The sequence below is a fragment of the Microcoleus vaginatus HSN003 genome, assembly GCF_022701255.1.
Lineage (GTDB): Bacteria > Cyanobacteriota > Cyanobacteriia > Cyanobacteriales > Microcoleaceae > Microcoleus > Microcoleus vaginatus_B.
The window spans coordinates 4752432-4775116 of sequence record NZ_CP031705.1 but is presented as its reverse complement, the minus strand read 5'-3'; the positions used below and the strand labels follow the sequence as shown (position 1 = coordinate 4775116).

Annotated in this window: 33 protein-coding genes; 14 read left to right on the top strand and 19 right to left on the bottom strand. The window is 45.5% G+C overall.

Going from position 1 to position 22685, the window contains the following annotated elements; genetic code table 11:
• Nucleotides 1-79: 79 nt before the first annotated feature.
• The 3 genes from crtA to hpsJ-A all read left to right on the top strand — a co-directional run bounded on the left by crtA (nucleotide 80) and on the right by hpsJ-A (nucleotide 2454).
• Complete coding sequence (gene crtA / locus D0A37_RS20775; RefSeq protein WP_242717165.1) at nucleotides 80-931, top strand: cyanoexosortase A; 852 nt, start codon at nucleotides 80-82, stop codon at nucleotides 929-931.
• Nucleotides 931-1599, top strand: coding sequence for a cyanoexosortase A system-associated protein (locus D0A37_RS20770; RefSeq protein ID WP_242717163.1), 669 nt, complete (start codon nucleotides 931-933; stop codon nucleotides 1597-1599). Before crtA ends, D0A37_RS20770 begins: the two co-directional genes overlap by 1 nt.
• Nucleotides 1600-1776: 177 nt before the next feature.
• A complete protein-coding gene (hpsJ-A, locus tag D0A37_RS20765; protein ID WP_242717161.1) occupies nucleotides 1777-2454 on the top strand; it encodes an HpsJ-like protein, cyanoexosortase A-associated in 678 nt (225 codons plus the stop codon).
• A 416-nt stretch (nucleotides 2455-2870) separates the two neighbouring features.
• Here hpsJ-A and D0A37_RS29145 read toward each other — a convergent pair whose 3' ends face one another.
• The 5 genes from D0A37_RS29145 to rpaB form a co-directional block, all read right to left on the bottom strand.
• Nucleotides 2871-3005, bottom strand: coding sequence for a hypothetical protein (locus D0A37_RS29145; RefSeq protein WP_278187097.1), 135 nt, complete (start codon nucleotides 3003-3005; stop codon nucleotides 2871-2873).
• A 74-nt stretch (nucleotides 3006-3079) separates the two neighbouring features.
• Complete coding sequence (locus D0A37_RS29140) at nucleotides 3080-3205, bottom strand: hypothetical protein (protein WP_278187096.1); 126 nt, start codon at nucleotides 3203-3205, stop codon at nucleotides 3080-3082.
• A 33-nt stretch (nucleotides 3206-3238) separates the two neighbouring features.
• The gene (locus D0A37_RS20760; protein ID WP_242717159.1) at nucleotides 3239-3853 is read right to left on the bottom strand and encodes a hypothetical protein; all 615 of its coding nucleotides are present in this window, start codon (nucleotides 3851-3853) and stop codon (nucleotides 3239-3241) included.
• Nucleotides 3854-3911: 58 nt separating this feature from the next.
• Complete coding sequence (locus tag D0A37_RS20755) at nucleotides 3912-4562, bottom strand: cofactor assembly of complex C subunit B (protein ID WP_242717157.1); 651 nt, start codon at nucleotides 4560-4562, stop codon at nucleotides 3912-3914.
• A gap of 115 nt (nucleotides 4563-4677) precedes the next feature.
• A complete protein-coding gene (rpaB, locus tag D0A37_RS20750; protein WP_071587789.1) occupies nucleotides 4678-5409 on the bottom strand; it encodes a response regulator transcription factor RpaB in 732 nt (243 codons plus the stop codon).
• A 164-nt stretch (nucleotides 5410-5573) separates the two neighbouring features.
• On the opposite strand from rpaB, the gene radA reads away from it, so the two are divergent.
• The 7 genes from radA (at nucleotide 5574) to D0A37_RS20715 (ending at nucleotide 10322) form a co-directional block, all read left to right on the top strand.
• Nucleotides 5574-7109: a DNA repair protein RadA gene (radA, locus tag D0A37_RS20745; RefSeq protein WP_242717155.1), complete on the top strand. Its 1536-nt coding sequence runs from the start codon at nucleotides 5574-5576 to the stop codon at nucleotides 7107-7109.
• A gap of 52 nt (nucleotides 7110-7161) precedes the next feature.
• Nucleotides 7162-7395, top strand: coding sequence for a hypothetical protein (locus D0A37_RS20740; protein WP_242717153.1), 234 nt, complete (start codon nucleotides 7162-7164; stop codon nucleotides 7393-7395).
• Nucleotides 7396-7398: 3 nt separating this feature from the next.
• Complete coding sequence (locus D0A37_RS20735; RefSeq protein ID WP_242717151.1) at nucleotides 7399-7728, top strand: type II toxin-antitoxin system PemK/MazF family toxin; 330 nt, start codon at nucleotides 7399-7401, stop codon at nucleotides 7726-7728.
• 150 nt (nucleotides 7729-7878) lie between these two features.
• Nucleotides 7879-8109, top strand: a complete 231-nt coding sequence (locus tag D0A37_RS20730; protein ID WP_242717150.1) for a type II toxin-antitoxin system Phd/YefM family antitoxin — start codon at nucleotides 7879-7881, stop codon at nucleotides 8107-8109.
• Nucleotides 8106-8492, top strand: a complete 387-nt coding sequence (locus tag D0A37_RS20725) for a type II toxin-antitoxin system VapC family toxin (RefSeq protein ID WP_242717149.1) — start codon at nucleotides 8106-8108, stop codon at nucleotides 8490-8492. Before D0A37_RS20730 ends, D0A37_RS20725 begins: the two co-directional genes overlap by 4 nt.
• 574 nt (nucleotides 8493-9066) lie before the next feature.
• Entirely contained in the window at nucleotides 9067-9921 is an 855-nt protein-coding gene (locus D0A37_RS20720; protein ID WP_242717148.1) for a TIGR02587 family membrane protein, read from the top strand.
• Nucleotides 9918-10322 carry a TIGR02588 family protein gene (locus D0A37_RS20715; RefSeq protein WP_242717147.1) on the top strand — a complete coding sequence of 135 codons (405 nt, stop codon included), beginning with the start codon at nucleotides 9918-9920 and terminating at the stop codon, nucleotides 10320-10322. Before D0A37_RS20720 ends, D0A37_RS20715 begins: the two co-directional genes overlap by 4 nt.
• Before the next feature lie 171 nt (nucleotides 10323-10493).
• Here the strand turns inward: D0A37_RS20715 and D0A37_RS20710 are convergent, their stop codons facing one another.
• From D0A37_RS20710 to D0A37_RS20670, 9 genes are all read right to left on the bottom strand, one after another.
• Nucleotides 10494-11087: a CPBP family intramembrane glutamic endopeptidase gene (locus D0A37_RS20710; RefSeq protein ID WP_242717146.1), complete on the bottom strand. Its 594-nt coding sequence runs from the start codon at nucleotides 11085-11087 to the stop codon at nucleotides 10494-10496.
• A 46-nt stretch (nucleotides 11088-11133) separates the two neighbouring features.
• A complete protein-coding gene (locus tag D0A37_RS20705) occupies nucleotides 11134-12201 on the bottom strand; it encodes a DUF3326 domain-containing protein (protein ID WP_242717145.1) in 1068 nt (355 codons plus the stop codon).
• A complete protein-coding gene (locus D0A37_RS20700) occupies nucleotides 12198-12389 on the bottom strand; it encodes a DUF8621 family protein (RefSeq protein WP_242717143.1) in 192 nt (63 codons plus the stop codon). The genes D0A37_RS20705 and D0A37_RS20700 overlap by 4 nt, the downstream gene beginning before the upstream one ends.
• Nucleotides 12390-12446: 57 nt before the next feature.
• The gene (locus D0A37_RS20695; protein ID WP_242717141.1) at nucleotides 12447-12764 is read right to left on the bottom strand and encodes a 2Fe-2S iron-sulfur cluster-binding protein; all 318 of its coding nucleotides are present in this window, start codon (nucleotides 12762-12764) and stop codon (nucleotides 12447-12449) included.
• 244 nt (nucleotides 12765-13008) lie between these two features.
• On the bottom strand, nucleotides 13009-13554 hold the full coding sequence (locus D0A37_RS20690; RefSeq protein ID WP_445242422.1) for a Uma2 family endonuclease: 546 nt from the start codon (nucleotides 13552-13554) through the stop codon (nucleotides 13009-13011).
• A 113-nt stretch (nucleotides 13555-13667) separates the two neighbouring features.
• On the bottom strand, nucleotides 13668-14849 hold the full coding sequence (locus tag D0A37_RS20685; protein WP_242717137.1) for a YcjF family protein: 1182 nt from the start codon (nucleotides 14847-14849) through the stop codon (nucleotides 13668-13670).
• 196 nt (nucleotides 14850-15045) lie between these two features.
• Nucleotides 15046-15585: a Uma2 family endonuclease gene (locus tag D0A37_RS20680; RefSeq protein WP_242717135.1), complete on the bottom strand. Its 540-nt coding sequence runs from the start codon at nucleotides 15583-15585 to the stop codon at nucleotides 15046-15048.
• A gap of 197 nt (nucleotides 15586-15782) precedes the next feature.
• Nucleotides 15783-15920, bottom strand: a complete 138-nt coding sequence (locus tag D0A37_RS20675; protein ID WP_242717133.1) for a hypothetical protein — start codon at nucleotides 15918-15920, stop codon at nucleotides 15783-15785.
• Between the two features lie 289 nt (nucleotides 15921-16209).
• Nucleotides 16210-16653, bottom strand: coding sequence for a hypothetical protein (locus D0A37_RS20670; RefSeq protein WP_242717131.1), 444 nt, complete (start codon nucleotides 16651-16653; stop codon nucleotides 16210-16212).
• 201 nt (nucleotides 16654-16854) lie between these two features.
• On the opposite strand from D0A37_RS20670, the gene D0A37_RS20665 reads away from it, so the two are divergent.
• From D0A37_RS20665 to D0A37_RS20650, 4 genes are read left to right on the top strand one after another with little or no spacing between them, the layout of a single operon-like run.
• On the top strand, nucleotides 16855-17067 hold the full coding sequence (locus D0A37_RS20665) for a helix-turn-helix domain-containing protein (RefSeq protein ID WP_190735550.1): 213 nt from the start codon (nucleotides 16855-16857) through the stop codon (nucleotides 17065-17067).
• 54 nt (nucleotides 17068-17121) lie between these two features.
• A complete protein-coding gene (locus D0A37_RS20660; protein ID WP_006631112.1) occupies nucleotides 17122-17334 on the top strand; it encodes a helix-turn-helix domain-containing protein in 213 nt (70 codons plus the stop codon).
• A gap of 57 nt (nucleotides 17335-17391) precedes the next feature.
• On the top strand, nucleotides 17392-17604 hold the full coding sequence (locus D0A37_RS20655) for a helix-turn-helix domain-containing protein (RefSeq protein WP_242717129.1): 213 nt from the start codon (nucleotides 17392-17394) through the stop codon (nucleotides 17602-17604).
• A 26-nt stretch (nucleotides 17605-17630) separates the two neighbouring features.
• Complete coding sequence (locus D0A37_RS20650; RefSeq protein ID WP_242717127.1) at nucleotides 17631-17939, top strand: DUF2442 domain-containing protein; 309 nt, start codon at nucleotides 17631-17633, stop codon at nucleotides 17937-17939.
• 217 nt (nucleotides 17940-18156) lie between these two features.
• Here D0A37_RS20650 and D0A37_RS20645 read toward each other — a convergent pair whose 3' ends face one another.
• The 5 genes from D0A37_RS20645 to D0A37_RS20625 all read right to left on the bottom strand — a co-directional run bounded on the left by D0A37_RS20645 (nucleotide 18157) and on the right by D0A37_RS20625 (nucleotide 22641).
• Nucleotides 18157-19107, bottom strand: a complete 951-nt coding sequence (locus D0A37_RS20645; RefSeq protein WP_242717125.1) for a F0F1 ATP synthase subunit gamma — start codon at nucleotides 19105-19107, stop codon at nucleotides 18157-18159.
• Nucleotides 19108-19236: 129 nt separating this feature from the next.
• On the bottom strand, nucleotides 19237-20754 hold the full coding sequence (gene atpA / locus D0A37_RS20640; protein ID WP_242717124.1) for a F0F1 ATP synthase subunit alpha: 1518 nt from the start codon (nucleotides 20752-20754) through the stop codon (nucleotides 19237-19239).
• Between the two features lie 237 nt (nucleotides 20755-20991).
• Nucleotides 20992-21537, bottom strand: a complete 546-nt coding sequence (gene atpH / locus D0A37_RS20635) for an ATP synthase F1 subunit delta (RefSeq protein WP_006631108.1) — start codon at nucleotides 21535-21537, stop codon at nucleotides 20992-20994.
• Between the two features lie 3 nt (nucleotides 21538-21540).
• Complete coding sequence (locus D0A37_RS20630) at nucleotides 21541-22068, bottom strand: F0F1 ATP synthase subunit B (RefSeq protein ID WP_006631107.1); 528 nt, start codon at nucleotides 22066-22068, stop codon at nucleotides 21541-21543.
• Between the two features lie 87 nt (nucleotides 22069-22155).
• On the bottom strand, nucleotides 22156-22641 hold the full coding sequence (locus D0A37_RS20625; protein ID WP_242717123.1) for a F0F1 ATP synthase subunit B': 486 nt from the start codon (nucleotides 22639-22641) through the stop codon (nucleotides 22156-22158).
• Between the last annotated feature and the right edge of the window lie 44 nt (nucleotides 22642-22685).

The following is a 22685-nucleotide window of genomic DNA, read 5'->3' as shown; positions in this document are numbered from 1 at the left end:
AAGGGTTTGTAGCTGATAATTTTAATAGAGTTACAAGATTAAGCATTTTAGAAGCTTTTAGGAAAAACAAAAAGCAGCAATGACCGAAATAAACTGGCTCAAGCACGTCCAAGAACCTAAATACTGGCTGTTAGGCATCGGCTCCGGTTTGATTGCCCTACACCTAACTCTGACTTCCAGAACCAACGACACTGACCTGTTCGGCACAATGTTACTGTTTTGGGGAATAGTAGCATTTCTCATTTGGGAAAGGCACGAATCCTTAACTTTTGAAAGCGGAATTTTTGCCAGCTTCTTTGGTTCATCGTTAATTGGTTTAATATTGCTCAAAAGTTCGTCCATATCTGGATACGACTTTTTTATCCGAGCAACACCTTTTTTGTCGGGAATCAGTCTCGCATTGCTGGCTTCTGGAACAAAAGGACTGAAACAATATTGGCAGGAACTTCTAATTCTTGCCTATATAGTTATTCCTCCCGGATTGATCGGAGTATTCGTTGATGTAGCCCTATTAACAGCAAAATTCTCAGCTTTCCTCCTCCACTATCTAGGATTTGAAGTGGTGAGGAAAGGGGTTTTTCTAATCTTGGAAAAGGGCAGCGTGGAAGTTTATCACGGCTGTTCGGGAGTTAATGCGATACTACAATTGTTAGGAATGGCTCTGGTTTTCTTGCTGATGTTTCCTACCACGAGGGGTCAGAAAATTGTATTACCATTCGTGGCCATAATTACTGCATTTATAGTAAATGCCGCGCGAGTTGCTCTCATGGCTGTCCTGGTATCGCTATCTCAATCCGAAGCATTTAAATACTGGCACGAAGGAAGTGGTTCGGTAATCTTTTCGATGATTGCTGTCTCTATTTTCGGGTTATTCTGCTGGTTTGCAATTTTGAAAGACCAACCCCAAAATAAGGAAGGACAGAATTGCTAATGGCTATTACCTCTTGGAAACCACTTAGGCTTTCCCTGTTGGCTGTGACTTTGGGAGGGGTTTTGTTGGTTGCCGGAAAAGTGGTTTTCTATCCATCAGACGGCAAGAATGTGGCAACCCCGTTTGAGTTTCCCGAGTCGGTGCCTCTAGCCGATTGGAAACTAAACAAGAGCGCGCCGCTGGCAATTAGGGAGAATTCAGGATTCAAAGCTGCCAGGAAATATGAATATCAAAAAAATAGCATACCTCTAGAAATAGAGATGCGCTATGGGGTAGACAGCATTGGGGATGTGGAAGGTATGATGAAGGGACATACTATTCTTAAGTCGAATCCTGGTAGACTAACATTGGCAAACACTCAAGGCGCGGGGTTTCACGGACTTTTGCAACAGCAAAATCGACTGTATTTGAGTTCATGTATCAATCCTCATGGCAGTCCTACAGTAACTTCCCAACAGTTTAGATATAATCGAAATACTCGCGATTGGCAGCCAAACCGTATTCTGTTTTGGTTGTTGGGTAGGGGAAATATTCAAGACCGACGCTGTTTGTGGACTCAGATGTCTGTGCCTTTGGATAAAACAACTCCAGAAAATGCCAAAAAAATTCTAGAGAATGCTTGGGTTTCTTGGTATGGGTGGTGGCAGCCGCGATTTCCCGCTCCTTGAGTCGAGTCAGTCGATTTTAGATTTTAGCTTTTAGATTTTAGATTTACTCCACAGGTGAATCTGGAAGCTTGAACAAGAGTCTAAATTTTTGACTCTCCACGACTGTTGTCGGGGACTTGTATCCGTTCTTGGGCGGGGTCAAGAGAGATTTTTCTTAACAACAACTCTGATTATTTTATGAATGACTTACAAGGCGAACAAGGTTTTTCTATCTACAGACTACGTTGGATTGGCTACGGTCTATTAATTTTGTCTGTATTAGATACGATCGCAGTTCTTATACCAGCAAATTTTGGCAATCGCCTCTGGGAATTGCAAACAATTGGGGCTGTAGTGGAACGGGTGCCAGTTCCTTTACTGGCAATGGCGCTGATATTTTTTGGCGAAGGGTACGATCGCAAAGGCTTGGAAGACGTTTTTTTGAAGGTTTTGTCTTGGGTGTGTCTGCTGCTAGGTCTGGTTTTTCTGTTGATGCTGCCTTTGGGAATTTTTGGCACTATCTACGTCAACAACCAAAACAACCAGCAAATTACTACTCAAGCAAACCAACAATTAGCTCAGTTGCAGCAGGTGGAAGAACGGCTGAATAAGGGTAGTCCTGAAGATTTAAGGAATTTGGCCGGGGAACTTACCCGTTTGGGGGTACCAGCGGATACGCAAAACCCACAGCAATTGAAAGAGCAAATTCTTTCGAGAATTACTCCGGCTAAGGAACGGTTACAGACGCAAAGCGCTGCGGTTCAGTCAAGTCAGCGCGTGGGGTTATTTAAAAATGCTATTAAGTGGCTGCTGGGCGCGCTAATTTCTAGTGTTTTGTTTTTTACGCTGTGGCGCGGTACTGACTGGGCTCGCTAGTAGTTTTGAGTTTTGAGTTGAGAGTTTTGAGCTAGTAAGGTGCGCTAAGCGCACCCTACGAACTTATAAATGTAAACAGAATCCACACATTTCCACTTCTATTATTTAAGAGTCTGCACTTCAGGAGCTGACCAAATTTTCGCGTCAGCCGTCAGCACCGGGGACTCATGTATTTTCGCTGTTGCTACAATAAGTTGGTCAGCAGGAGCGCGGTGAAAATCCGTGAGTTTGGGTGACTGAATAATAAATGGACAGAGTTAGTATTCCCAGCTCTACCAATTTAGCGACTTCCCAACAAGAAATTATGCTAACTCCTAAACCTTGAGACTGATATTGTGGTATCCAGTCCTGGTGTTTTTGAGTCAGTCGCGCATTGTGGTCAACCCACTACACCCATATATGAGTATCCAGTACAATCATTGCAGCACTTCCCAATCTTCTGACGGTGCAGCAGGTTCAAAGGGGTCATCATAGCGCTTGACAGTACCGTGTAGAGGATACAAAAGAGCTTTCTTTATCGTTTCGTTAACCAAATTTAGATAATCAACCAATTGTTGATATTGATCTAGTTCTGTTTGTTCTTCAGAAGTGAGAGCTGATTCTGTTTTTTGAGCGATTAAGGTTTCTATTCGCTCCTGTATTTTGGTGGGCGAAATACTAGGAGTCCTTTGACTAGCTCAATACCGATAGAACCCTCGATCGATAAGCGGTTGGGTAAACGGTGCAGATTGAGGAGCAAATTAGTTGTCATAGTAGCTGGGTTTAAAGGTTAGATTTTAACGCGCTACTTTGAAATAGGAATAGTCCGACTTTTAGTCTTAAAATAAATAATTTTTGTTTTAACATTTTGTTCAAGGCTAGGAGTTACTGAATTTCCAGGATAGTCTTCAGAGTCTAAAGTGATATCCACGGAGCAACCACAGCGAATATTGAAGCGATCGCATTTGCCAATGACGACATAAGAACTTTTGAAGCCTAAGTTGTATGTGTAACCGTCAAACTCTGCACTGGTAAGGTGCTGATACTGGCCGAATACCAGCAGTGAAAAAGCACTATACACCGCGAGCATCAAAGCTAGCAAAGACAACATAATTGCAGCGGCGCTAGTACAAGCCAGAACCTTTGTCTCCTCCGTCACTTCAGAATAATGCGAAAGAGGAATGAGAATCGACACCACCAGCACAATTATGCCTGTCAGCGGCATAGCTGTAGAGTTGTAAAAAAGCACTGCCGAGTAAAAAACAGTGTTCTTGTGGATTGGTACATCTCCTTCCAAATTGCAGGGCAAGTTAGCTGGTATTTGTGCTAAAGACCCAGATAGGCTAATCAACACTGCCATAACCAGGGCACCGATACCGAGCAACATTCTCCAATTTTTCCAGAGAGTTTTTTGTGCCATTTTTAAATCTTACACTGGATTGTAGCAGGTTATACGGTTAGCAATACATTGGTATCAACTAACAATTTAGGTGCTGTATGAGGGTATTTTCTAGTTTGTCGGCAATCCCTTCAACCCAGTTTTCATCTTGTTTTGTGTAGCTGCGGGGTGCGTTAGCACCTAAGATTAAAACGCCTTGGCTGCCGATCGGCTGACAGATGACTCCTTGAGTATTTTCTGGCAAATAGTCAAATTCTATTCGCCCGGGATAAATATTGAGATTTACTAAATAAACTGGTTTGTTTTTGTCGAGCACTCGCTGCAAAATCGGCCCCGGTTTGACTTCGGGATTGATGCCTAAAATACCGCGCCGCAATAAAACTTTTCCTTGATACACAACTACGATCGACCTTGTGGCGGTATTTGTCAACAGCAAACGCGACGCCCAGGCTAATTCTATTTTCACAGCATCCGGCAAATCCGGCGCAAATTCAAAACCTTCTTCGCCGATAAGTTTTACGGAATCGGGCGATCGCGCTTGCACCTGCTGCCACAGCAAACCTGTTAAAATCAGCAAAGCGCTGATAATTACTCCCAAAGCGTCCGATCGAGCTTGAGAATCTGTAATTTGCTCTGTCAGCAAGCGGTTTACCATTAGCAGCGTACCTGCTAACCCTCCTGCAACTAAGGGCAATTGCCGCAAAACTTTATTGGGATCAGATTTTGTCATTTGTCAGTTGGCTGTTGACTGTTCGCTGTTGGCTGTTCACTGTTGACTGTTCACTGTTGACTGTTGGTTGTCAACCGTCAACCGTCAACCGTCAACTGCCAACTGCCAAGTGACTTTATCCTACTTCTCCAATTTCGACAATTCGCTGGAAGAGATAACCGGTGCCGCGGGCGGTGAGAATTAATTCGGGATTGCTGGGGTCGTCTTCCAACTTTGCCCTAAGCCGCGAGATGTGAACGTCCACTACGCGGGTGTCTACGTGGCGTTCAGGCGTGTATCCCCACACTTCCTGCAAAATTTCTGATCGCGAAAAAGGCTCTCCAGAACGGCTGACAAGCAGTTCTAACAAGCTGAATTCCATGCCCGTGAGCCGAATTCGTTCGTCGCCTTTGTAAACTTGGCGCTTGTTGGTGTCAATCCTAATATTGGTGACGTGGATGACTCCCGAACTGGGAATCCCCGATGCGCCGTTTTTGTCAACCCTCCGCAGTACCGAACGGATGCGGGCTTCTAGTTCTTTGGGAGAGAAAGGTTTGACGACGTAATCGTCGGCGCCCAATTCTAAACCGGTGATGCGATCGGCTACGTCTCCCAAAGCGGTTAGCATGATGATGGGCACGTCTGACTCTTTACGCAACTCCTGACAGACGCCGTAACCGTCTAGCTTCGGCATCATCACGTCCAAAACCACTAAGTCGGGTTCGGTGTTGCGAAATGTTTCGAGAGCTTCTTCGCCGTCAGCAGCGGTGACGACATCGTAGCCAATCATGGAAAGGCGAGTCTCCAGAATGCGGCGGATACTGGCTTCGTCATCGACTACCAGAATTTTTTCTTTATGGTTTTCCAAGTTACCGAGCACTCCTTAAGTTACATTTCAGATAATGTTAATTTTTTGTACCCTATCATAGAAGACACAAATTGAATTATGTGTGGGGATGGGTCTGAAAGCTTGATAAGTGCTTTAACTCAGACTTTTCTAAATGTTAGGGTGACTATTTATCATAGTAAACAATGCCTAAGCCTCGAATACAATATATTTGTCGGGAATGCGGGTATGATTCACCACAATATTTTGGCAGGTGTCCTAGCTGTCAGAAGTGGGATTCTTTTGACGAGCAGTTAGAGCAACCTACTGCTGGTGTGTCGCGGGCTGGTTTAACTGGGGTGACAACTAAGACAGTGGGCGGTTCGCCCCCTGATAAGTCGAAGGGTCAACCAAGGGTATCTTTCAGATTATCGCAGATTTCCGACCAAACTCAGTCTCGCTGGCCTTCTGGTTACGGGGAGCTCGATCGAGTTTTGGGAGGCGGGATTGTTCCCGGATCGCTGGTGTTGATTGGCGGGGAACCGGGAATCGGGAAATCGACGCTGCTGTTGCAGGTGGCGAATATGTTGGCCCGCAAGGATCGGATACTGTATGTCAGTGCGGAGGAGTCCGGCCAGCAGGTGAAGTTGCGATCGCAGCGTTTGGGCGTGGCTAATCCGGTTGAATTGTCAAGCAACGGCGGGCATAAATCTGCCAGCAACGGGGAAGCTAAAAGGGATTCCGAGGACAATTCAGCGGAGAATTTCTATTTGCTTCCCGAGACGGATTTAGAGGTTGTTTTGCGGGAGTTGGAAGCGCTGAAACCGAATGTGGCGGTGATTGACAGCATCCAAACTATTTATTTTGCTAGTTTAACATCGGCTCCGGGTTCGGTGGCTCAGGTGCGGGAATGTACGTCTGCTTTGATGCAGGTTGCGAAAAGGGAAAACATTACTTTATTTATTGTCGGTCACGTTACTAAAGATGGAGCTTTGGCGGGGCCGAGGGTTTTGGAACATTTGGTAGATACTGTACTTTATTTTGAGGGCGATCGCTTTGCTTCTCATCGACTTTTGCGATCGATGAAAAACCGTTTTGGCGCGACTCATGAAATCGGCGTTTTTGAAATGGTAGCAAACGGTTTGCGAGAAGTAGATAATCCGTCGGAGTTGTTTTTAGGGAATAGAGATGAATTTTCTCCCGGTACTTCGACGACTGTTACTTGTGAAGGAACTCGACCGATTTTAGTGGAAATTCAGGCGTTAGTTAGCCCTGCAAGTTTCGGTTCGCCGCGCCGCACTACTACTGGTGTGGACAATGCTAGATTGCAGCAAATTTTAGCTGTTTTGGAGAAAAGGGTGGGGATTCCTTTATCTAAATTAGATGTGATTTTGGCGACGGTGGGCGGGTTGAAGGTGGATGAACCGGCGGCGGATTTGGCAGTTGCGATCGCCGTTGTGGCCAGTTTTCGCGATCGGGTGGTTGATGCACGCACTGTCTTGCTTGGGGAAGTTGGTTTGGGGGGACAGGTGCGGCCGGTTTCCCAATTAGAGTTGCGGCTGAGGGAGGCGGCGAAATTGGGTTTCAAAAGGGCGATTATTCCTAAGAATCAACCGGTGCCAGAGTTAGGAATGGAGATTATTCCGGTGGCGAAGGTAATCGATGCAATTATTGCGGCGATTCCTGCTACACCGGCTCAGTTGCAGTCTGTTGATTTGGAGGAAGAGGATTTGTTGAATTGAGATTATGTTAAGGTAGCAATAACTGGTCGAACACAAATCTAAAACTCACATTATGAAAGCCTACGAATTTCCAGCAAAAGTTACATCGGAAGGAAAAATAAACTTGACCGATGACATTTTAAAATACTTGGCAGTCAACCAAGATGTAAGAGTTATCATTCTGGTGAATGAACAAACAAACTCAGAACCAGATGAAGTAGAGGAGAAAACAGATTGGCATCGTCTTGCTGCCACACAATTCTTTGCCGATTACAGCGAAGAAGATGCAATTTACGATGAGATTTGAGCTATGACTAATTATCAGTCTGGAGAATTAGTTCTAGTCGGATTCATCTTTGCGGGTGCAGCCGAAACTAAACGCCGTCCTGGTTTGGTACTGTTGGACACAGGAGATGAAGACATGATTGTTGCCAAGATAACCAGTCAAATTACTCGTACAAACTTTGATGTCGAAATTCAGGAATGGCAACAAGCAGGATTAAAGCGACCTTCAGTGGTTCGCTTACATAAAGTGAACACATTACAAAAAAGTTTAGTTGAAAGGAGACTGGGAATATTAACCCCTGATGATTTGGCGCAAGTGCGAAATAGAGTAAAACAAATATGGTCTTTTCCTTGAGGAAAATACAATATAGCATTTCTCAGAAAGATGAGGTGCTATCGGGCATAGGGCATAGGGCATACCTCACTTTCTTGAGAACCGCTATATCGCAAGCTTCATTAGTCATTCCCAATCTAAAATATAAAAGGGTATAAAGAGGAACGAATTATGTATCAAGTAGACATTGTTGAGGCAAAAGAAAAGCTTGTGGAATTAATCGAAGCGGCAATGAGAGGCCAAGAAGTGGCGATTACTCAAGATAACCAGCCTCTTGTAAAATTGGTAGTAATTCCCAAACAAGCTAAACCCAATCGGCAAGCAGGAAGTGCCAAAGGAATGGTTTGGATGTCGGATGATTTTGACGAACCGCTAGAAGAGTTTAAGGAATACATGGAATGAGGTTGTTGTTGGACACTCATGCCTTTATTTGGTATACGACAGACAATTCGAGACTCACCGCAACAGGGCGATCGCTAATTGACAACGGAGAGAACGATATTCTCCTCAGTACAGCTAGCGTCTGGGAAATGGCGATAAAACATAGTATAGGTCGGCTAAATTTTAGTATGCCTTTTATGGAGTTTATCAAGCAGCAGCTCGCAGTTAATAGAATTGAGATACTGGAAATAACTTTCGACCACATTGAGGTTGTGGCTTCACTGCCTTTGCATCACCGCGATCCATTTGACAGGCTGATAATTGCACAATCTATGGCGGAACAGATACCGATTTTGAGCGTTGATGCTATTTTTGATGCTTATGCGATCGCGCGGGTGTGGTGAATTAACTTAGCATAAAAATAAAGAGACGAAGACAAAACAATTTAGAATCATCATTGAAAAACATCCCGATGGTTATGTAGCCTATCCCCTTGGTATCAAAGGTGCCGTAGTTGGTGAAGGTGACACCTATGAAGAAGCATTAGCTGATGTCAAGTCAGCTATTCGTTGCTACATCGAAGTATTTGGCAAAGAAACAATGGAAAACGAATCACCTGCGATCGAGACTTTTTTAGTAGAAGCAGAGGTGGCTATTTAATGTCAAAGTTTCCTGTCGATGCTTCTAAAAGATGAGTCATCAGAACATTTCAGTTGTTGGGTTGTCGGATTATTAGAGAAGGCGAATATAGGGTCAGGGTGCTATAGAATCAGGATGGCACGGAGACTCCGTTAGTAATGCCTAACCACCCTCAAATAAAATCAGAGACACTGAGAGCAATTTGTACTCAAGCGGGAATTTCTAGAAAGGAATTTTTAATAGCTTATGCACCAAGTTGAGTGCAAATGCTATCTACGATAACACTTAAAATATGTTAAATTATAGATTACCTTTTTTGAGGTACGTTTTCACTAAAAAATGAAGAAATCAAAAAGACGCAAAAATCAGTGGTCAAATGAACTAAACGACATCATTCGAGGTGCATCGGGCGGCTTTTTGTTCGGTACTCCCCTGCTTTATACGATGGAGGTTTGGTGGATCGGTTCGTATACTAAACCAGCGGAAAATTCGATCGCGATCGCAACTACTTTTATCGTTGTTTTCTTGCTGACTCGCACTGAAGGTTTTCGCAAAACTAAGGACATCCGCTGGCTAGATGCTGCAATCGATACCGTAGAAGCAATCGCCATCGGCATTGTCTGCGCGGCTTTTGTCCTGTTTTTGCTCAGGGAAATTACCCCGGAGACTCCGCTGCAACAAACTTTGGGGAAAATCATCTTTGAAGGCCTGCCGTTTTCCTTGGGAGTTGCCCTGGCGAACGGTTTTTTGAGCGGTGATCGCTATCAAACTTCAGATACCGACAGCGAACCTACCATTAACCCAACTTTAGCAGATATCGGCGCTACTTTAATCGGCGCGATGATCATTGCTTTCAACATCGCCCCAACTGACGAAATTCCCATGCTAGCTGCTGCTATTTCGCCACCTTGGCAATTAGCAATTATCGCTGCTTCGCTGCTAATTTCCTACGGTATTGTATTTGTAGCAGGCTTTACTTATCAAGCAAAACGGCAGCAGCAGCAAGGGCTTTTTCAGCGTCCCCTCAGCGAAACTGTCATGGCGTATTTAGTGTCGCTGGCGGCTTCTGCATTTATGATGTTTTTTTTTCACAAACTTAGTTTTGACGACCCGTGGTCGATTTGGTTGAGCTATACGTTAGTATTAGGATTGCCGGCGACTATTGGCGGCGCGGCGGGGAGGTTGACGGTATGAGTGAAAGCAATAACGAACAGCAAGAAAAAAGAACTTTTGCTGAATGGGTGACATTTGCGATCGCCTGCTTTATCCTTTTTACCCTCACCGGGCTCGTACTCTACAACTGGGTGAGTAAAAAAGAGGAACCTCCGATTATTTCTGTCACTCGGAACACGCCTATTCGTGAAACTCAAGGGCAATTTTACGTACCGTTTATAGTGACCAACACGGGCGGCGAAACGGCAGAGTCTGTGCAAATTATTGCCGAACTGCGCGTCAACGGCGAAGTCTTGGAATCCGGCGATCAACAAATTGATTTTTTGTCAAGCGGCGAAACTCAAGAAGGAGCTTTTATCTTCAGCCGCGATCCACGTCAAGGTGAGTTGATTGTGCGATCGAGCAGTTATAAACTACCTTAACACAGATAAAACTCGGCGGTTAAAACCTTTTCACCTCTGTGAACTCTTCCTCTTCCTTCGCGCCCTTAGCGTCTTCGCGGTTCGTTCAATCTAAAAACCCCCTTGCGCGTTGGCATTTATTGCTATATTCCGCGCAGGCGCGATTTCAATCGCTTTGGAATTGCGATCGAGCTACCGCTTCACCGCATTGTGTTCCCACTTCCAAACACAGCTAGAAATCAAATTCGTACAGATATGAGCGGTAATTGGCACTAACAAATTCCCAGTAGCTAAAACGCTGTAACCCAACAGCAATCCGACAGCCGTTGCCCAAACAGCATAAGGCCACTGATCCATGCCTCCCAAGTGCAGAATACCGAAACAAAAACTCGATAAAACTAAACTGGTAACATTCAATCCTAAAGCAGACAGCATCACGCCTCGAAATAGCAATTCTTCGCTAAGTCCCGGCAGCAGTCCCAGCCAAATCAAATCCGGCCAAAACAAAGGTTTGAGCACTACTTCCAAGTAAACATCAGCACTCCGGCGATAACCCGGCCAGAGGTGATAAACGATCGCACTCCCGGCTGTAATTGCCAATCCGATCGCACCTCCGTTGAGCAAGTCGATTCCTATCAATTTGACTGGCAAAAGCGATACCGATCCAAATAGCAACCACAATTTAGCTACCGCCAGCAACATAATTGCTGTCACGCCCATTGCTATTAAAACTTGGGTGCGCGTCAAGGGTTCAATTTCAGGGTTTTCGGGAATTTTTTCTGCCACTTAATCACTTTTAGATTTGAGGTTTGAGATTTTAGATTTGTTTAGTTTAGTCAGACAAACAACGCAGGGAGGAGATGTCTGCACCCAAGGAAGCTGGACTGATGCCGGCTCGCAAAGCGACCAAAACTCCGATCGCCTCTAAATATGAGTTTACCTGCAAAGCTTTGATTCCGAGTTTTTCTGGAGTCGCCTGCATCTGGGTTTTGTTGTCCCCCACAGCGATGATTTGTACTGACGATCGCCCACTCAAACTCAGAATAGCACTGCCGCCGCAGGCTGTGGCGGGTATGACCACCGCATCGACTCGATCGGCGGTAATTGATAATTGATTGTGCTGCTGGCTTTCTGGCGTTACCAATTGCGGAGCTTTGCTGAGGCCCGCAAGCACGCAAGGTAGGAAAGTATAGCCGATTTCCTCCGCAGCCGATCGCGGGGACAGGTGCGGATCGAGGGGAAGCGCAGACAGCGCGGGGGCGTGGGCGCAGGGGATTTTAAACGTCCTGACGACGAGGTGGCTGATCACAGCTTCCGCGCCGGCGAGGGGGTCAACTCCTTTGCCGCGGCGGTAGTTTTCGAGGGCGAGGCTGCCTTCATCGTCGGGAAATCTTGCTACAACTGCGATCGCCTCTACTCTTGCTTGTTTGATTAATTTTTCCGCAGCGCGCAATAAACTGTCTGGATTGCCGATCGTCCCCCAGGATGCCCCTGATTCAGAAATACGCAATTCGACTTGCAGGGGGCGATCGGTTAAAACACAATCAGTTATATTCAAACCCAATGTAGCTCTCGTTGCATCAGCCGCTTGCAAGTGGCGCAACTGCAAGTCTGGTTCGATCGCGGAATCGAGGATTAAGCCGATGCGATTTTGATGTACCGGTTGCAGTCCCCAACATCCGGCAGCAAATTTGTCAAGGGCGTAACCTTCAACGTAGAGAGCGTTAGGTATCGGCCAATAAAGTTGAGCGCCGTTGAGGACGTTGGGGTGAGTGATCAGGGTGTCTGAAATTTGGGCGATCGCCCTAGCCACCGGCAGCGCATCTCCTGCAAACCCACCAATCGAGGCTCCAACGCCTGTGGGGACTATCAAAACCACTGTCAAAGGGCGGGGGTTCACGGTGTTGCGGAGGATGCTTCCACGAGCACGTAGCCTTCTACCACAGCCTTTTGCCGATCGACATCCACGTCTGTGACGGCCCACCGCAGGGGTTCGCCGTACTTTTGCAGTTCAATTTCAATAGCCGAGTGCAGTTGCTCGGGAGTCTCCTGGAGGTCAACTTCTGCGGAAATGAAATGGGTGGTCATAGGGCGATCCATAGTGGTTTTACCGCTAACGGTACTGAGGTCAATTTTAGCTTAGTCCTAGGATTTACCGAATTGGCGATCGTAGACAATCTCTTCTTTTTCTGTTTCTATCTTCAAGTTCGATCGGGGATAAGCAATGCACAGCAACACATAACCTTCTGCCTGAAGTTCGGGACTGACGCCCATGCAATCAACTTGCTCAACTTCACCCTCAATAACTTTAGCAGCGCAAGTAGTACAAACCCCCGCATTGCAAGAGTTAGGCAGATCAATGCCCGCAGCGTTGGCCACCTGCAGAATTTGTTTATCTTCCGGCACTTCTACGGTATAGGTAGAGCCTTGGTGGATCAATTCAACAGTGTAAGTCTTAGACATATTTCAATGATTGGTTTTAATTCCCCAATTGGAATTTACGCTACATTTGCAAACAAAGCAATAAGTATTTTACCGCTGTTTGTGATTTGGTGCAATTTTACAACTGCATTTTTTATTGATAATTTTTTTTATTAATTAGCGGGGCGAACCCGCGGCATTTTGTCAATGACTTTTTCAGAAATTATTACAAGCCTCACGGGCCAAGCCTGCCAAAAAGGACTTATACCTAATTAATTTTAGAGCTTCAAGCCAACAACTCGTCAACAGGAACACTAAAACCCCCCAGCACTAGCTGAGTGCTGACTGTAGAACCCAGGTTAAAGGTTAACTTTTGACTTTGAGTCATGATCAATATCCAGCGACTTTCTGGAAAAACAAGCCAAGCTTCCAGACAACCTGAATCTAAATATTCTTGTGCTTTTAGAAATATTTCTTCCGCAATATCAGTAGGAGAAACTATTTCAGCAATTAACGGCGGACTTTGAGGCAAAGTAGGAACATCGCCATATTGAGCAACAAGTTCAGGAGTAAGATAAGCTACATCTGGACGGCGCACTCGCCTGTCAGTACGACAAGGAACTTCTGTATACACTTCGCCGCCTTGTCCGCTAGATATCTTATAACTTCTCCAACCATAATCTAGTCTAGATTGGATTCGACTATGTTTTACTGTCATGCCATTTTTCTCCGCGATTTGCCCGTCCACCCATTCCATGCACTCGGGGGGATTAGCCATAAAGTCTTCTAGAGAAACATTTTCTGATAAAACGGCAGCCATTACCATAGCCATTTACTTCCTTGTGCAGCATTCACTGATATTGTAGTGCTTTTTGCGATCGGTGCAGTGACTGGACTTGCGGAAAACCTCTATATCCTACCAATTCCCCATTACCAATTCCCCATCTAATCAATATTAATTTGATTGGGAGGTTTAGGTTGATTCGGTTTGTCATCCTTCAAAGTTTTACGCCCAGAACTAGCATAATCCTTATAAAAATCCACAAACATCTTTGTCAACTGCTGCAAAGAAAGTTGTTCCCCATTAACTTGAGCTTTCATATAAGCTTTAAGCACTTCAATGTAAGCCAAACCGAGGGCCAGCGTGAGAGTTGCTGCGGTTGCACCAGAGATAGCACCGCCGACAACTGTACCCGCACCAGGAATCATTTTAATCAAATTAGTAACAATACTTCTGCCAACAGCAGTCACCCCACCAGCGCCGCTAATAGCAGACAGCATCGCCGAAATAAACCCCTTATCAAAGGGCATTCCAAAAATTACAGTAATATTAGCAATCATTGCCGTTTGCATCGTCATCAAAATCGGCGCATCAGCAAAGGGTACAGGAGTCGCACCGACAATTGCAGAACCTGCGACATAAGCACTTAGATACTTAAATGCCATATCGGATTTGAGCGCAATATTAGCAATTTGTTCTTTAACAAAAGCTTTTTTAGCTACTTCCGGCAGCAGTTGAAAAGTTGCATCTACCAACTTATCTAAACCGTGAGATTTTACTGTATAATCCTCATCAATTTCTTCCGGCTCAGCCATGACGGGGATGATTTGACTGACGGGCAAATTCATGTGTTCCAGTTGCTTGAAAAACTCGCCCGGCTTTTTAGATGTCGTCTGAGTCAGCACTAAAAGAACTGGTACATCTTTGACTTCCATTTCTTTTAGCCAGTTTTCCTCCACAGATTCTATTCTATTGGCGCTGTGATTGATGCAGTACCAGATGACGTGAATGTGTTCTTTTGGGTGCAGGAGTCTTTGGTCTTCTATTAGTTTTGCAACGTTTAATTGAATAATTTTAATTTGTTCGGCGTTGAGTTCGAGTCCGGGAGTATCGTAGACTGTAATTGGGCAATTCGGTTTGGTATATTGGCGAATGCCTTGAGTTATGGGGCGGCCGACTCCGGTTTCTGCTAAGCGTTGGCGAAAAACGGAATTTATCAGGGTACTTTTGCCGACGCCGGTTTTGCCGATGACTAAAACATTGCACTGTCCCACTTGGTTTTCTGCGTCTTTGAAGGCGTAGTAACTTCTATTTAAAAGCTCGTCTAAGGAAAAGTCGTCTGACATGGCGGTTTGCTCCGATAATGGTGGGAGATTAATTAAATACCACCGAATAGAATTCCGATGCTCTACAAACGAAGTCCGCGAAGGCGGACTGGGGGAGTCTTAAGAATATTGTAGCAATTTGATTTAAGAACTGGTGCAACGGGTAGAGGAGAGTTTTGTGTCGCGTGCTGCTAAATGAAAGGTTGTAGAATTTAGTTTAAGCTAGCAATCGATCGACATCGATGCTAAAACCGATCAGGATTTGTTGGGTGCTGGCGGTATCGCCGGATCTAAATGTCAATATTTGATTTTGAGTCATCACAAATATTAAATGACTTTCGGGAAAAACTAGCCAAACTTCCTGACAGCTAGATTTTAAATATTCCTGTGCTTTGAGAAAGACATCTTCAGCGATATCGGTGGGTGAAACTATTTCGGCAATTAACGGAAAACTTTGGGGTAAAGTGGCAAGATTGCCAAATTGTGCAACTAATTCGGGTGTGAGATAAGCGACATCGGGGCGGCGAATTTGTTGGTTAGTGCGACAAGGTGGTTCAGTATAGACTTCTCCTCCCTGTCCGCTAGAATCTTTGTAATCTCCCCAGTAACGACTTAGCTTTGACTGAATTTTACTTGTCTTTAGTGTCATGCCATTTTTCTCCACAAGTTGGCCGTCTACCAATTCCATGTTGTCGGGCGGAGCGACCGTGAAATCTTCTAGAGTAAAATTATCCTGTACAGCAGTAGCAGTGACCATAGTTATTTCCTCGCTTTTACCCAACTCACTTATTACTATTATGATTGATACGATGAGAATTTATTGCGTGATGAGTAGCCGCACTTTTACGGTAGTTTCTCCCACATCGAAAGCCAAGAGTTGAGTTCTTTATCTAAAACATACTTATCGTTGTTAGCGAGTGCTGCGATAACTTTCATTAGTGATGTTTGAGTTTCTCAGATGTTGACGAACACAGGAACAACGCGATCGGGATTGTTTTCGGCAAAATCGAAGAATGCTTGGATTTGTTCTCCTACATTCCTGTAGCGATCGGGTAAATCGCCTCCGTCAGGGATGTTTGAAAGGTTACTCATGGGCTTAACTGAGATAGAAGGGGAAGCGCATGGAGAAATTATAACTGTTGTATTCGAGCTTGTAGCAATTTTTTGAATGTTTGCTGCGAGTAATTCCTGTAGGGCAATCCCCTTGTGGTTGCCCCGATCTTTCGGGCGGGCACGGGGGCACCGCCACTACAGGGGGGGCCGGAGTTTATGAGAGTTACGCATACCAAAGAAACCGGGTTTTTTACTTTAGTTAAAGGCGGGGCGTGAAGTATTGTCGCAAAAAAAACCGATTTCTAATCACCCGTGTTTCAGTCATAATTTAGAAATTTTCTAGCAGAGATTTCTCTTGTGCATAAACCTTTCGCAGCGACTCCAGAGCTATTCGACTTAACATCAATTTAATCACCCCTACCATTTCCCCCCACTCCAACAATTCAGAAACACAAACAGCTTTCTGAAATCTCGCCGCATAAAAATCCACCCAAAAATCCGGTGCGTGTCTCTCTTTTTGACTCGCTATCCGGCGCTTCCAATAACCAAAATCTAAACCAGAGGGCGATTCCACTCCCAAAACAGGCGGAAAGTCGGCATAACTCACAAACCGACTCATGCCTTTGGCGTACACGTACAGGATATGCGCCCAGCACTCGAAGCGATATATTTGTTCTACCTTGATTTTCAGCAGCCGCGCGATCGCCTCTTTCGTCACAAACCGGCTCAATCTGTGTCTGGGGGTTGATTTTGGTCGAAAGCTTGCTAACATAGTTGATAAGTTTCCTGATTTGAATAGATCGATTCCTGATTTGGATAGATAGATTCCTGATTTGGGAATTTGATAGATAGAGCAGTCCCTTATATGGGATTTGAACTTTGATAGGCGATCGTCCTTGAGTTTTCCAGACGTTGGGGCGATCGCTTTTTACGATAAAACCATCCTATGATGGTGTACCATCATTTGTCAAGTATGGGTTTAGTCAGGTTAAAAGTCAGAGAACTAGCTAGCGAGAAAGGCTGGACGCTGAAAGAAGTTTCAGAACGATCGGGAGTAATTTACAGCACCGTCAGACACTACGCCCGCTGTCCGGGAGTGTCAACCATTGACTTTATTTCTATACACAAGTTGGCTCGCACCTTTGATGTAATGATTGAAGACTTGGTGGAAATTGTGCAGGAGTGAGCGATCGCTTTTTACGATAAAATTTTATCCCAGAGTAAATCTAGTTTTTTGTCAATGGGTTTAATTAGATTGCGGGTTAAAGAATTTGCTGCTGAGAAAGGCTGGACGATCAAAGAGGTTTCTGAGCGATCGGGAGTCATTTACAGCACACTCACCACCTATTCACGTTCTCCGGGAATGGCAATGGTTGATTTTACTTGTCTGCTGAAGTTGGCACGTACTTTTGACGTGATGGTGGAAGATTTGGTGGAGGTGGTAAAAGAGTAGGCGATCGCTTTTTACAGTACAATCCTCTGACTTATATCAATCACAACTCAAGAGCTTATGGGCTTAATTAGATTGCGGATTCGAGAGTGGGCTGCTGAGAAAGGCTGGACGCTGAAAGAAGTTTCAGAGCGATCGGGCGTAGTCTACAGTACCCTCAGAACCTATGCCCGATCGCCCGGATTAGCAACAGTTGATGTGACAGCCTTGCATAAGTTGGCAAGGACTTTTGATTTGTCGATCGAAGATTTGTATGAGATTGTGCAGGAATAGGCGATCGCAGTTATTAGCAGGTTGGAATGACTTCTTTAATGGTTGAGTTGCTAGAAATCCCCCAAGCACAAAACGTAGTTGTTACAGACGACACGCTAACACTCGATCTATCCGATGGTCGTACTATTTCTGTTCCTTTAGCTTGGTATCCGCGGGTATTGCATAGCACACCAAACGAACGCAATAATTGGCGATTTATTGGTGGAAATGATGGAATCCACTGGCCTGATATTGACGAAGACATTAGCATCAAAAATATCATTCTCGGTAAACCATCTGGAGAAAGTCAGAAGTCATTTCAGCGCTGGTTAGACGAACGCGCGAAGATAGTCTAATCCCAAATTCGGTGGCATCGGAATTGATATTACCCACAGTCAGGACACCGCCCCTGGCCGTTTCCCTACAATTAATGGGTGATTGTTACATCTGAGCCAGAAAGATGGATTATTTTGGGTAGGGAAACGGCATTGCCGTGTCCTCCGTTGCTTAAAAAAAAAGCGCCTGAGTTCCCTCAGACGCCTAGCATAAAATCAACAAATTGTCAACCCTAACCTAACCATTCAAAGCCTCAGCACCGCCGCAAACTTCCAGGATTTCCTGAGTAATTGCCGCTTGCCGCGCCTTGTTATAAGTCAGCGTCAAACTACCAATCAAATCGCTAGCATTCTCACTAGCATTGTTCATCGCCGTCATCCGCGCAGCCAACTCGCTAGCAGCAGACTCTTGCAAAGCCCGCAGCAATTGGTTGTTCAAATACAAGGGCAAAAGAGCCTCCAGAATTTGCGCCGGATCTTGTTCGAAAATCATGTCCCTGGGCAAACTCTTCGTAGGTGAAGCAACCTTCTCGCGCGATACTTGAAACTGTCCGCCTTGCGATGTCAAGCGGAAGATTTCATCATCGGGAGTTTCCAAACCTTGGGGGTCGAGGGGCAGCAAGGTTTGAATTACCGGACGCGAACTAATTAGCGACACAAACTTGGTGTAAATTAGCTCAACTCTGTCCACAGTTCCTGACAGGAACAAGGAAAGCAATTCGTCAGCAATTTGTGCCGCTTCCGGCGCTGTGGGAATTTGTTCTAAGTTAGCGTAAGTAGCATCGATCGGCTGTTCGCGGCGCTGGAAATACTGAGTAGCTTTGCGTCCTACCAACACGTATTTGTAGTCTAAGCCTTCAGCTTTGATTTCCTTAGCGCGATTTTCCGCGTATCTGATGATGTTGCTATTGTAGCCACCGCACAAACCCCGATCGCCCGAAACGACCAAAAGCCCCACAGTCCGCACTTCGCGTTTTTTCAGCAGCGGCAAATCCAGGTTTTCAAACTGCAAGCGTTCCGCCAAACCATACAATACCTCTGCCAGTCGATCGGCAAAAGGTCGAGTAGCCGTCACCTGTTCTTGAGCGCGGCGCACCTTAGCAGCGGCCACCAAGCGCATTGCTTCTGTAATCTTTTTAGTGTTCTTGACCGACTTAATGCGATCGCGAATAGTTTTCAGATTTGCCATAATTTTCTCCTTAGTCCCTGGCCCGCATCTTTTTAATTAAAACTGCGAATAAACGCAGATAAACGCAGATGAACTTCCGATAATCTGCGTTTATCCGCGTTCATCTGCGGTTCAAAATTCCAACTCGATTTACGCAGAAACCAAGAAAGTTTGCTTGTATTCTGCGATGCCTTCTTTCAGCAGCTTCTCAGCTTCATCAGTCAAAGCTTTTCCGCCTTGAACAATTTCGCCGTACTTCGGCTTGCTAGTCCGCAAATAGTCGCGCAAACCAACAGTAAACTTGCTGACTTTTTCCACAGGGATGTCATCCATATAGCCGTTAATACCGGCATAGATTACAGCCACTTGTTCGTTCATCGGCAGAGGCGAACTTTGGGGCTGTTTCAACAGTTCCCGCAAGCGCTGACCGCGCGACAATTGATTCTGAGTAGCTTTATCCAAGTCAGAAGCAAACTGAGAAAATGCTGCCAGTTCTTCAAACTGCGCCAATTCCAGTTTCACCTTACCGGCTACTTTTTTCATCGCCTTAGTTTGAGCCGCCGAACCTACCCGCGATACCGAAATACCGGGGTTTACTGCAGGACGCAAACCAGCGTTAAACAAGTCAGAAGAAAGGAAGATTTGACCGTCGGTAATCGAAATTACGTTCGTCGGAATGTAAGCAGAAACGTCACCAGCTTGGGTTTCGATAATTGGCAAAGCAGTCATGCTGCCTTCGCCCAAATCGTCGCTCAATTTAGCAGCGCGTTCTAGCAAGCGAGAGTGCAGGTAAAACACGTCTCCGGGATAAGCTTCGCGACCGGGAGGACGGCGCAGCAACAGAGACATTTGGCGGTAAGCTTGTGCTTGTTTGGAAAGGTCATCGTAAATGACCAAAGTGTGCTTGCCTTTGTACATGAAATACTCGGCTAAGCTAGCACCTGTGTAGGGAGCCAAATATTGCAGGGTTGCGGGGTCACTAGCGTTGGCTGCTACTACGATCGTGTAGTCCATCGCGCCCTTTTCTTGCAGGACGTTGACGATGTTAGCTACTGTAGAAGCTTTTTGACCGATCGCCACGTAAACGCAGATCACGTTTTCCGATTTTTGGTTAATAATCGTGTCGATCGCGATCGCAGTTTTACCGGTTTGTCTGTCACCGATAATCAGTTCCCGCTGTCCTCTTCCCACCGGAATCATCGCATCAATAGCGGTAATTCCTGTTTGCATGGGTTCGTAAACAGAACGGCGAGAAACAATCCCCGGTGCCGGAGATTCAATCAAGCGCGATTCAGTAGTTTTAATTTCTCCTTTGCCGTCAATCGGACGGGCCAAAGCATCAACTACCCGTCCCAACATTGCTTCACCCACGGGGACTTCAGCAATTCTGCCAGTAGCAGTAACTGCCGAACCTTCTTGAATGCCGAGGCCTTGGCCCATCAACACTGCACCCACGTTATCTTGTTCGAGGTTCAGTGCAATGCCCACGGTGCCGTCGGCAAATTCTAGCAATTCCCCAGACATGGCTTTATCCAAGCCATAAATCCGGGCAATGCCGTCGCCTACTTGCAGAACAGTACCGACGTTAGAGACTTTTACGTCTTGGTCGTACTGCTCAATTTGCTGGCGAATAATGCTGCTAATTTCGTCAGGTCTGATTGCTGCCATGTTAGTTATTATGTGTCAGTTGTCAGTTGTTAGTTGTCAGTTGTCAGTCGATGTTTTCGGTCATAAAGTATTGGGATTTGGTAGTAAGAATTTGGGACTAACAGCTCGAAAACAGAAATTAATTTATTCCTAATTCCTGTTTGATTCTTCCCTTGTTCTTTCTTCCTTTTTCCTTCTCTCCGTTACATCCGTTACATCCCGTACATTGCTCCTTGCCGAACTTCCTGCTTCCTTAAATCAGGAATTCAAGCGAATTCCCAGACGGCGCAATTGTCCCCGCAGGCTGGCATCAATTACTTGAGAGCCTACTTTGATTATCACACCGCCGATTAAATCTGCGTCTATTTTGGTTTCAATTTCTACTTGACTAGCGCTGGTCATCGCCTGCACTTTCTCGCGCACAGTCTGCTGTTGAGCGTCTGAAAGCGGGACGGCCGATGTAACTTCAGCCAATACTGTTTGGTTGAGTTCTCGGAGCCTTGCCAAGTATTGTTTGCCAATTCCTTCTAAAAAAAGAATTCTTCCTTTGTCTACTAATAGCTTCAGAAAGCTGTGCATCAAGGGGTTCATTTCTTCACCCGCTATTTGCTGAATCACGGCTTTTTTAGCATCCGGTTTTACCAGCGGATTGGCTAAAAATTGACGCAAGTCTTCCGAACCTTCTAGCAGGCTCAGCAAGGAACGAATGTCTTCGCCGAACTTCTCTGAGAGATTGCTGGACTGAGCCAGTGACATCAAGGCAGATGCGTAAGGCTGTAAGACTTCTGTGCTGACTGTACTCACGTTTTAGCCTCCCAGTAACGCAATGCTGCGATCGATTAATTGGTGTTGAGCGCTGTCGTCCAAGCTAGTTTTTAGCTGGCTTTCCACCTTTGCTAATGCCAGAGATACAACCGCCGATCGCAGTTGGGCGATCGCTCTTTCCCGCTCCGCTTCCAACTCTTGACCTGCTGTTGCTCTCATTCTTTCAACGTCTTGCGCTGCCTGAGCTAGAATTGCTTCTTTTGCTTTCTTGGCAGTTTCTTCAGCAGCGGCACGAATTCGTTCCGCTTCTGCTTGCGCTTGAGTCAATTTTTGCTGTTGCTCTGCTAGAGCTGCTGCTGCATCTTTTTGGCGTTTTTCTGCTTCTTGAATCGCCTCTTGGATGCCCGAACGCCTCTCAGTCAGGATTTTACCTACAAATCCGCGCCCGAAATAAAACAGCACTGCAATAATAATGACCAGGTTAATCAGGTTGGTTTCTAAAATATCGAAATTTAAACCGAAACCACCTTCGCCGCTAGCTTCTGTGGCTAGCAATAAAACAGTCCCCATGATACTCTTCCATAATTGCGCGTGCAGATTGGGTGAAGCGATTTTAGATTTAAGATTCCATCAAAAATCTAAAACTCTTCTGTCTCGCTATTTGGCCAGCGACTGCCCTAATAGCTTTTCGAGAATTTGGCCGCTGAGCGCGTCTACTTGTTGTTCTAGTGAGCGCATTGCTTCTTGCTTTTGCTGCTCTATTTCTTGCCCAGCCTTTTCTCGCGCGACTTGAGCTTCTTGTTGAGCCTCAGCTACTTTGGCTGCCCCAATTTTTTGGGCATCAGCTTGAGCAGCAGCAATTACTGATTGAGACTGTTTGCGAGTTTCTCCCAGTTTTTGCTCGTACTGCTGCGCTAGTTGCTGAGCTTTTGCCAAGCGTTCTTGGGCGGAGACTTGAGTGTTGCGAATGTAATCGGCGCGATCGTCAATTGACTTGCTGAGCGGCTTGTAAAAAATTACATTCAAGACTGCGACTAGAATTAAAAACTGCACCGCCATCAGAGGCAGCGTAGCATCTAGATCAAACAGTCCCCCTTCCTTAGCCGCTTCTTCAACTGCTAGTAATACTGTCCAGTGCATCATGATTTTTTGACGGCTTCCATCTAATTCGCTTAATTGATTTTAGA

Coding starts and splice junctions, on each gene's coding strand:
- crtA (WP_242717165.1), top strand. CDS start 80: ATGACCGAAATAAACTGGCTCAAGCACGTCCAAGAACCTAAATACTGG.
- D0A37_RS20770 (WP_242717163.1), top strand. CDS start 931: ATGGCTATTACCTCTTGGAAACCACTTAGGCTTTCCCTGTTGGCTGTG.
- hpsJ-A (WP_242717161.1), top strand. CDS start 1,777: ATGAATGACTTACAAGGCGAACAAGGTTTTTCTATCTACAGACTACGT.
- D0A37_RS29140 (WP_278187096.1), bottom strand. CDS start 3,205: ATGACAACTAATTTGCTCCTCAATCTGCACCGTTTACCCAACCGCTTA.
- D0A37_RS20760 (WP_242717159.1), bottom strand. CDS start 3,853: ATGGCACAAAAAACTCTCTGGAAAAATTGGAGAATGTTGCTCGGTATC.
- D0A37_RS20755 (WP_242717157.1), bottom strand. CDS start 4,562: ATGACAAAATCTGATCCCAATAAAGTTTTGCGGCAATTGCCCTTAGTT.
- radA (WP_242717155.1), top strand. CDS start 5,574: ATGCCTAAGCCTCGAATACAATATATTTGTCGGGAATGCGGGTATGAT.
- D0A37_RS20740 (WP_242717153.1), top strand. CDS start 7,162: ATGAAAGCCTACGAATTTCCAGCAAAAGTTACATCGGAAGGAAAAATA.
- D0A37_RS20735 (WP_242717151.1), top strand. CDS start 7,399: ATGACTAATTATCAGTCTGGAGAATTAGTTCTAGTCGGATTCATCTTT.
- D0A37_RS20730 (WP_242717150.1), top strand. CDS start 7,879: ATGTATCAAGTAGACATTGTTGAGGCAAAAGAAAAGCTTGTGGAATTA.
- D0A37_RS20725 (WP_242717149.1), top strand. CDS start 8,106: ATGAGGTTGTTGTTGGACACTCATGCCTTTATTTGGTATACGACAGAC.
- D0A37_RS20720 (WP_242717148.1), top strand. CDS start 9,067: ATGAAGAAATCAAAAAGACGCAAAAATCAGTGGTCAAATGAACTAAAC.
- D0A37_RS20715 (WP_242717147.1), top strand. CDS start 9,918: ATGAGTGAAAGCAATAACGAACAGCAAGAAAAAAGAACTTTTGCTGAA.
- D0A37_RS20700 (WP_242717143.1), bottom strand. CDS start 12,389: ATGACCACCCATTTCATTTCCGCAGAAGTTGACCTCCAGGAGACTCCC.
- D0A37_RS20695 (WP_242717141.1), bottom strand. CDS start 12,764: ATGTCTAAGACTTACACTGTTGAATTGATCCACCAAGGCTCTACCTAT.
- D0A37_RS20690 (WP_445242422.1), bottom strand. CDS start 13,554: ATGGCTATGGTAATGGCTGCCGTTTTATCAGAAAATGTTTCTCTAGAA.
- D0A37_RS20685 (WP_242717137.1), bottom strand. CDS start 14,849: ATGTCAGACGACTTTTCCTTAGACGAGCTTTTAAATAGAAGTTACTAC.
- D0A37_RS20680 (WP_242717135.1), bottom strand. CDS start 15,585: ATGGTCACTGCTACTGCTGTACAGGATAATTTTACTCTAGAAGATTTC.
- D0A37_RS20675 (WP_242717133.1), bottom strand. CDS start 15,920: ATGAGTAACCTTTCAAACATCCCTGACGGAGGCGATTTACCCGATCGC.
- D0A37_RS20670 (WP_242717131.1), bottom strand. CDS start 16,653: ATGTTAGCAAGCTTTCGACCAAAATCAACCCCCAGACACAGATTGAGC.
- D0A37_RS20665 (WP_190735550.1), top strand. CDS start 16,855: ATGGGTTTAGTCAGGTTAAAAGTCAGAGAACTAGCTAGCGAGAAAGGC.
- D0A37_RS20660 (WP_006631112.1), top strand. CDS start 17,122: ATGGGTTTAATTAGATTGCGGGTTAAAGAATTTGCTGCTGAGAAAGGC.
- D0A37_RS20655 (WP_242717129.1), top strand. CDS start 17,392: ATGGGCTTAATTAGATTGCGGATTCGAGAGTGGGCTGCTGAGAAAGGC.
- D0A37_RS20650 (WP_242717127.1), top strand. CDS start 17,631: ATGACTTCTTTAATGGTTGAGTTGCTAGAAATCCCCCAAGCACAAAAC.
- D0A37_RS20645 (WP_242717125.1), bottom strand. CDS start 19,107: ATGGCAAATCTGAAAACTATTCGCGATCGCATTAAGTCGGTCAAGAAC.
- atpA (WP_242717124.1), bottom strand. CDS start 20,754: ATGGCAGCAATCAGACCTGACGAAATTAGCAGCATTATTCGCCAGCAA.
- D0A37_RS20630 (WP_006631107.1), bottom strand. CDS start 22,068: ATGGGGACTGTTTTATTGCTAGCCACAGAAGCTAGCGGCGAAGGTGGT.
- D0A37_RS20625 (WP_242717123.1), bottom strand. CDS start 22,641: ATGATGCACTGGACAGTATTACTAGCAGTTGAAGAAGCGGCTAAGGAA.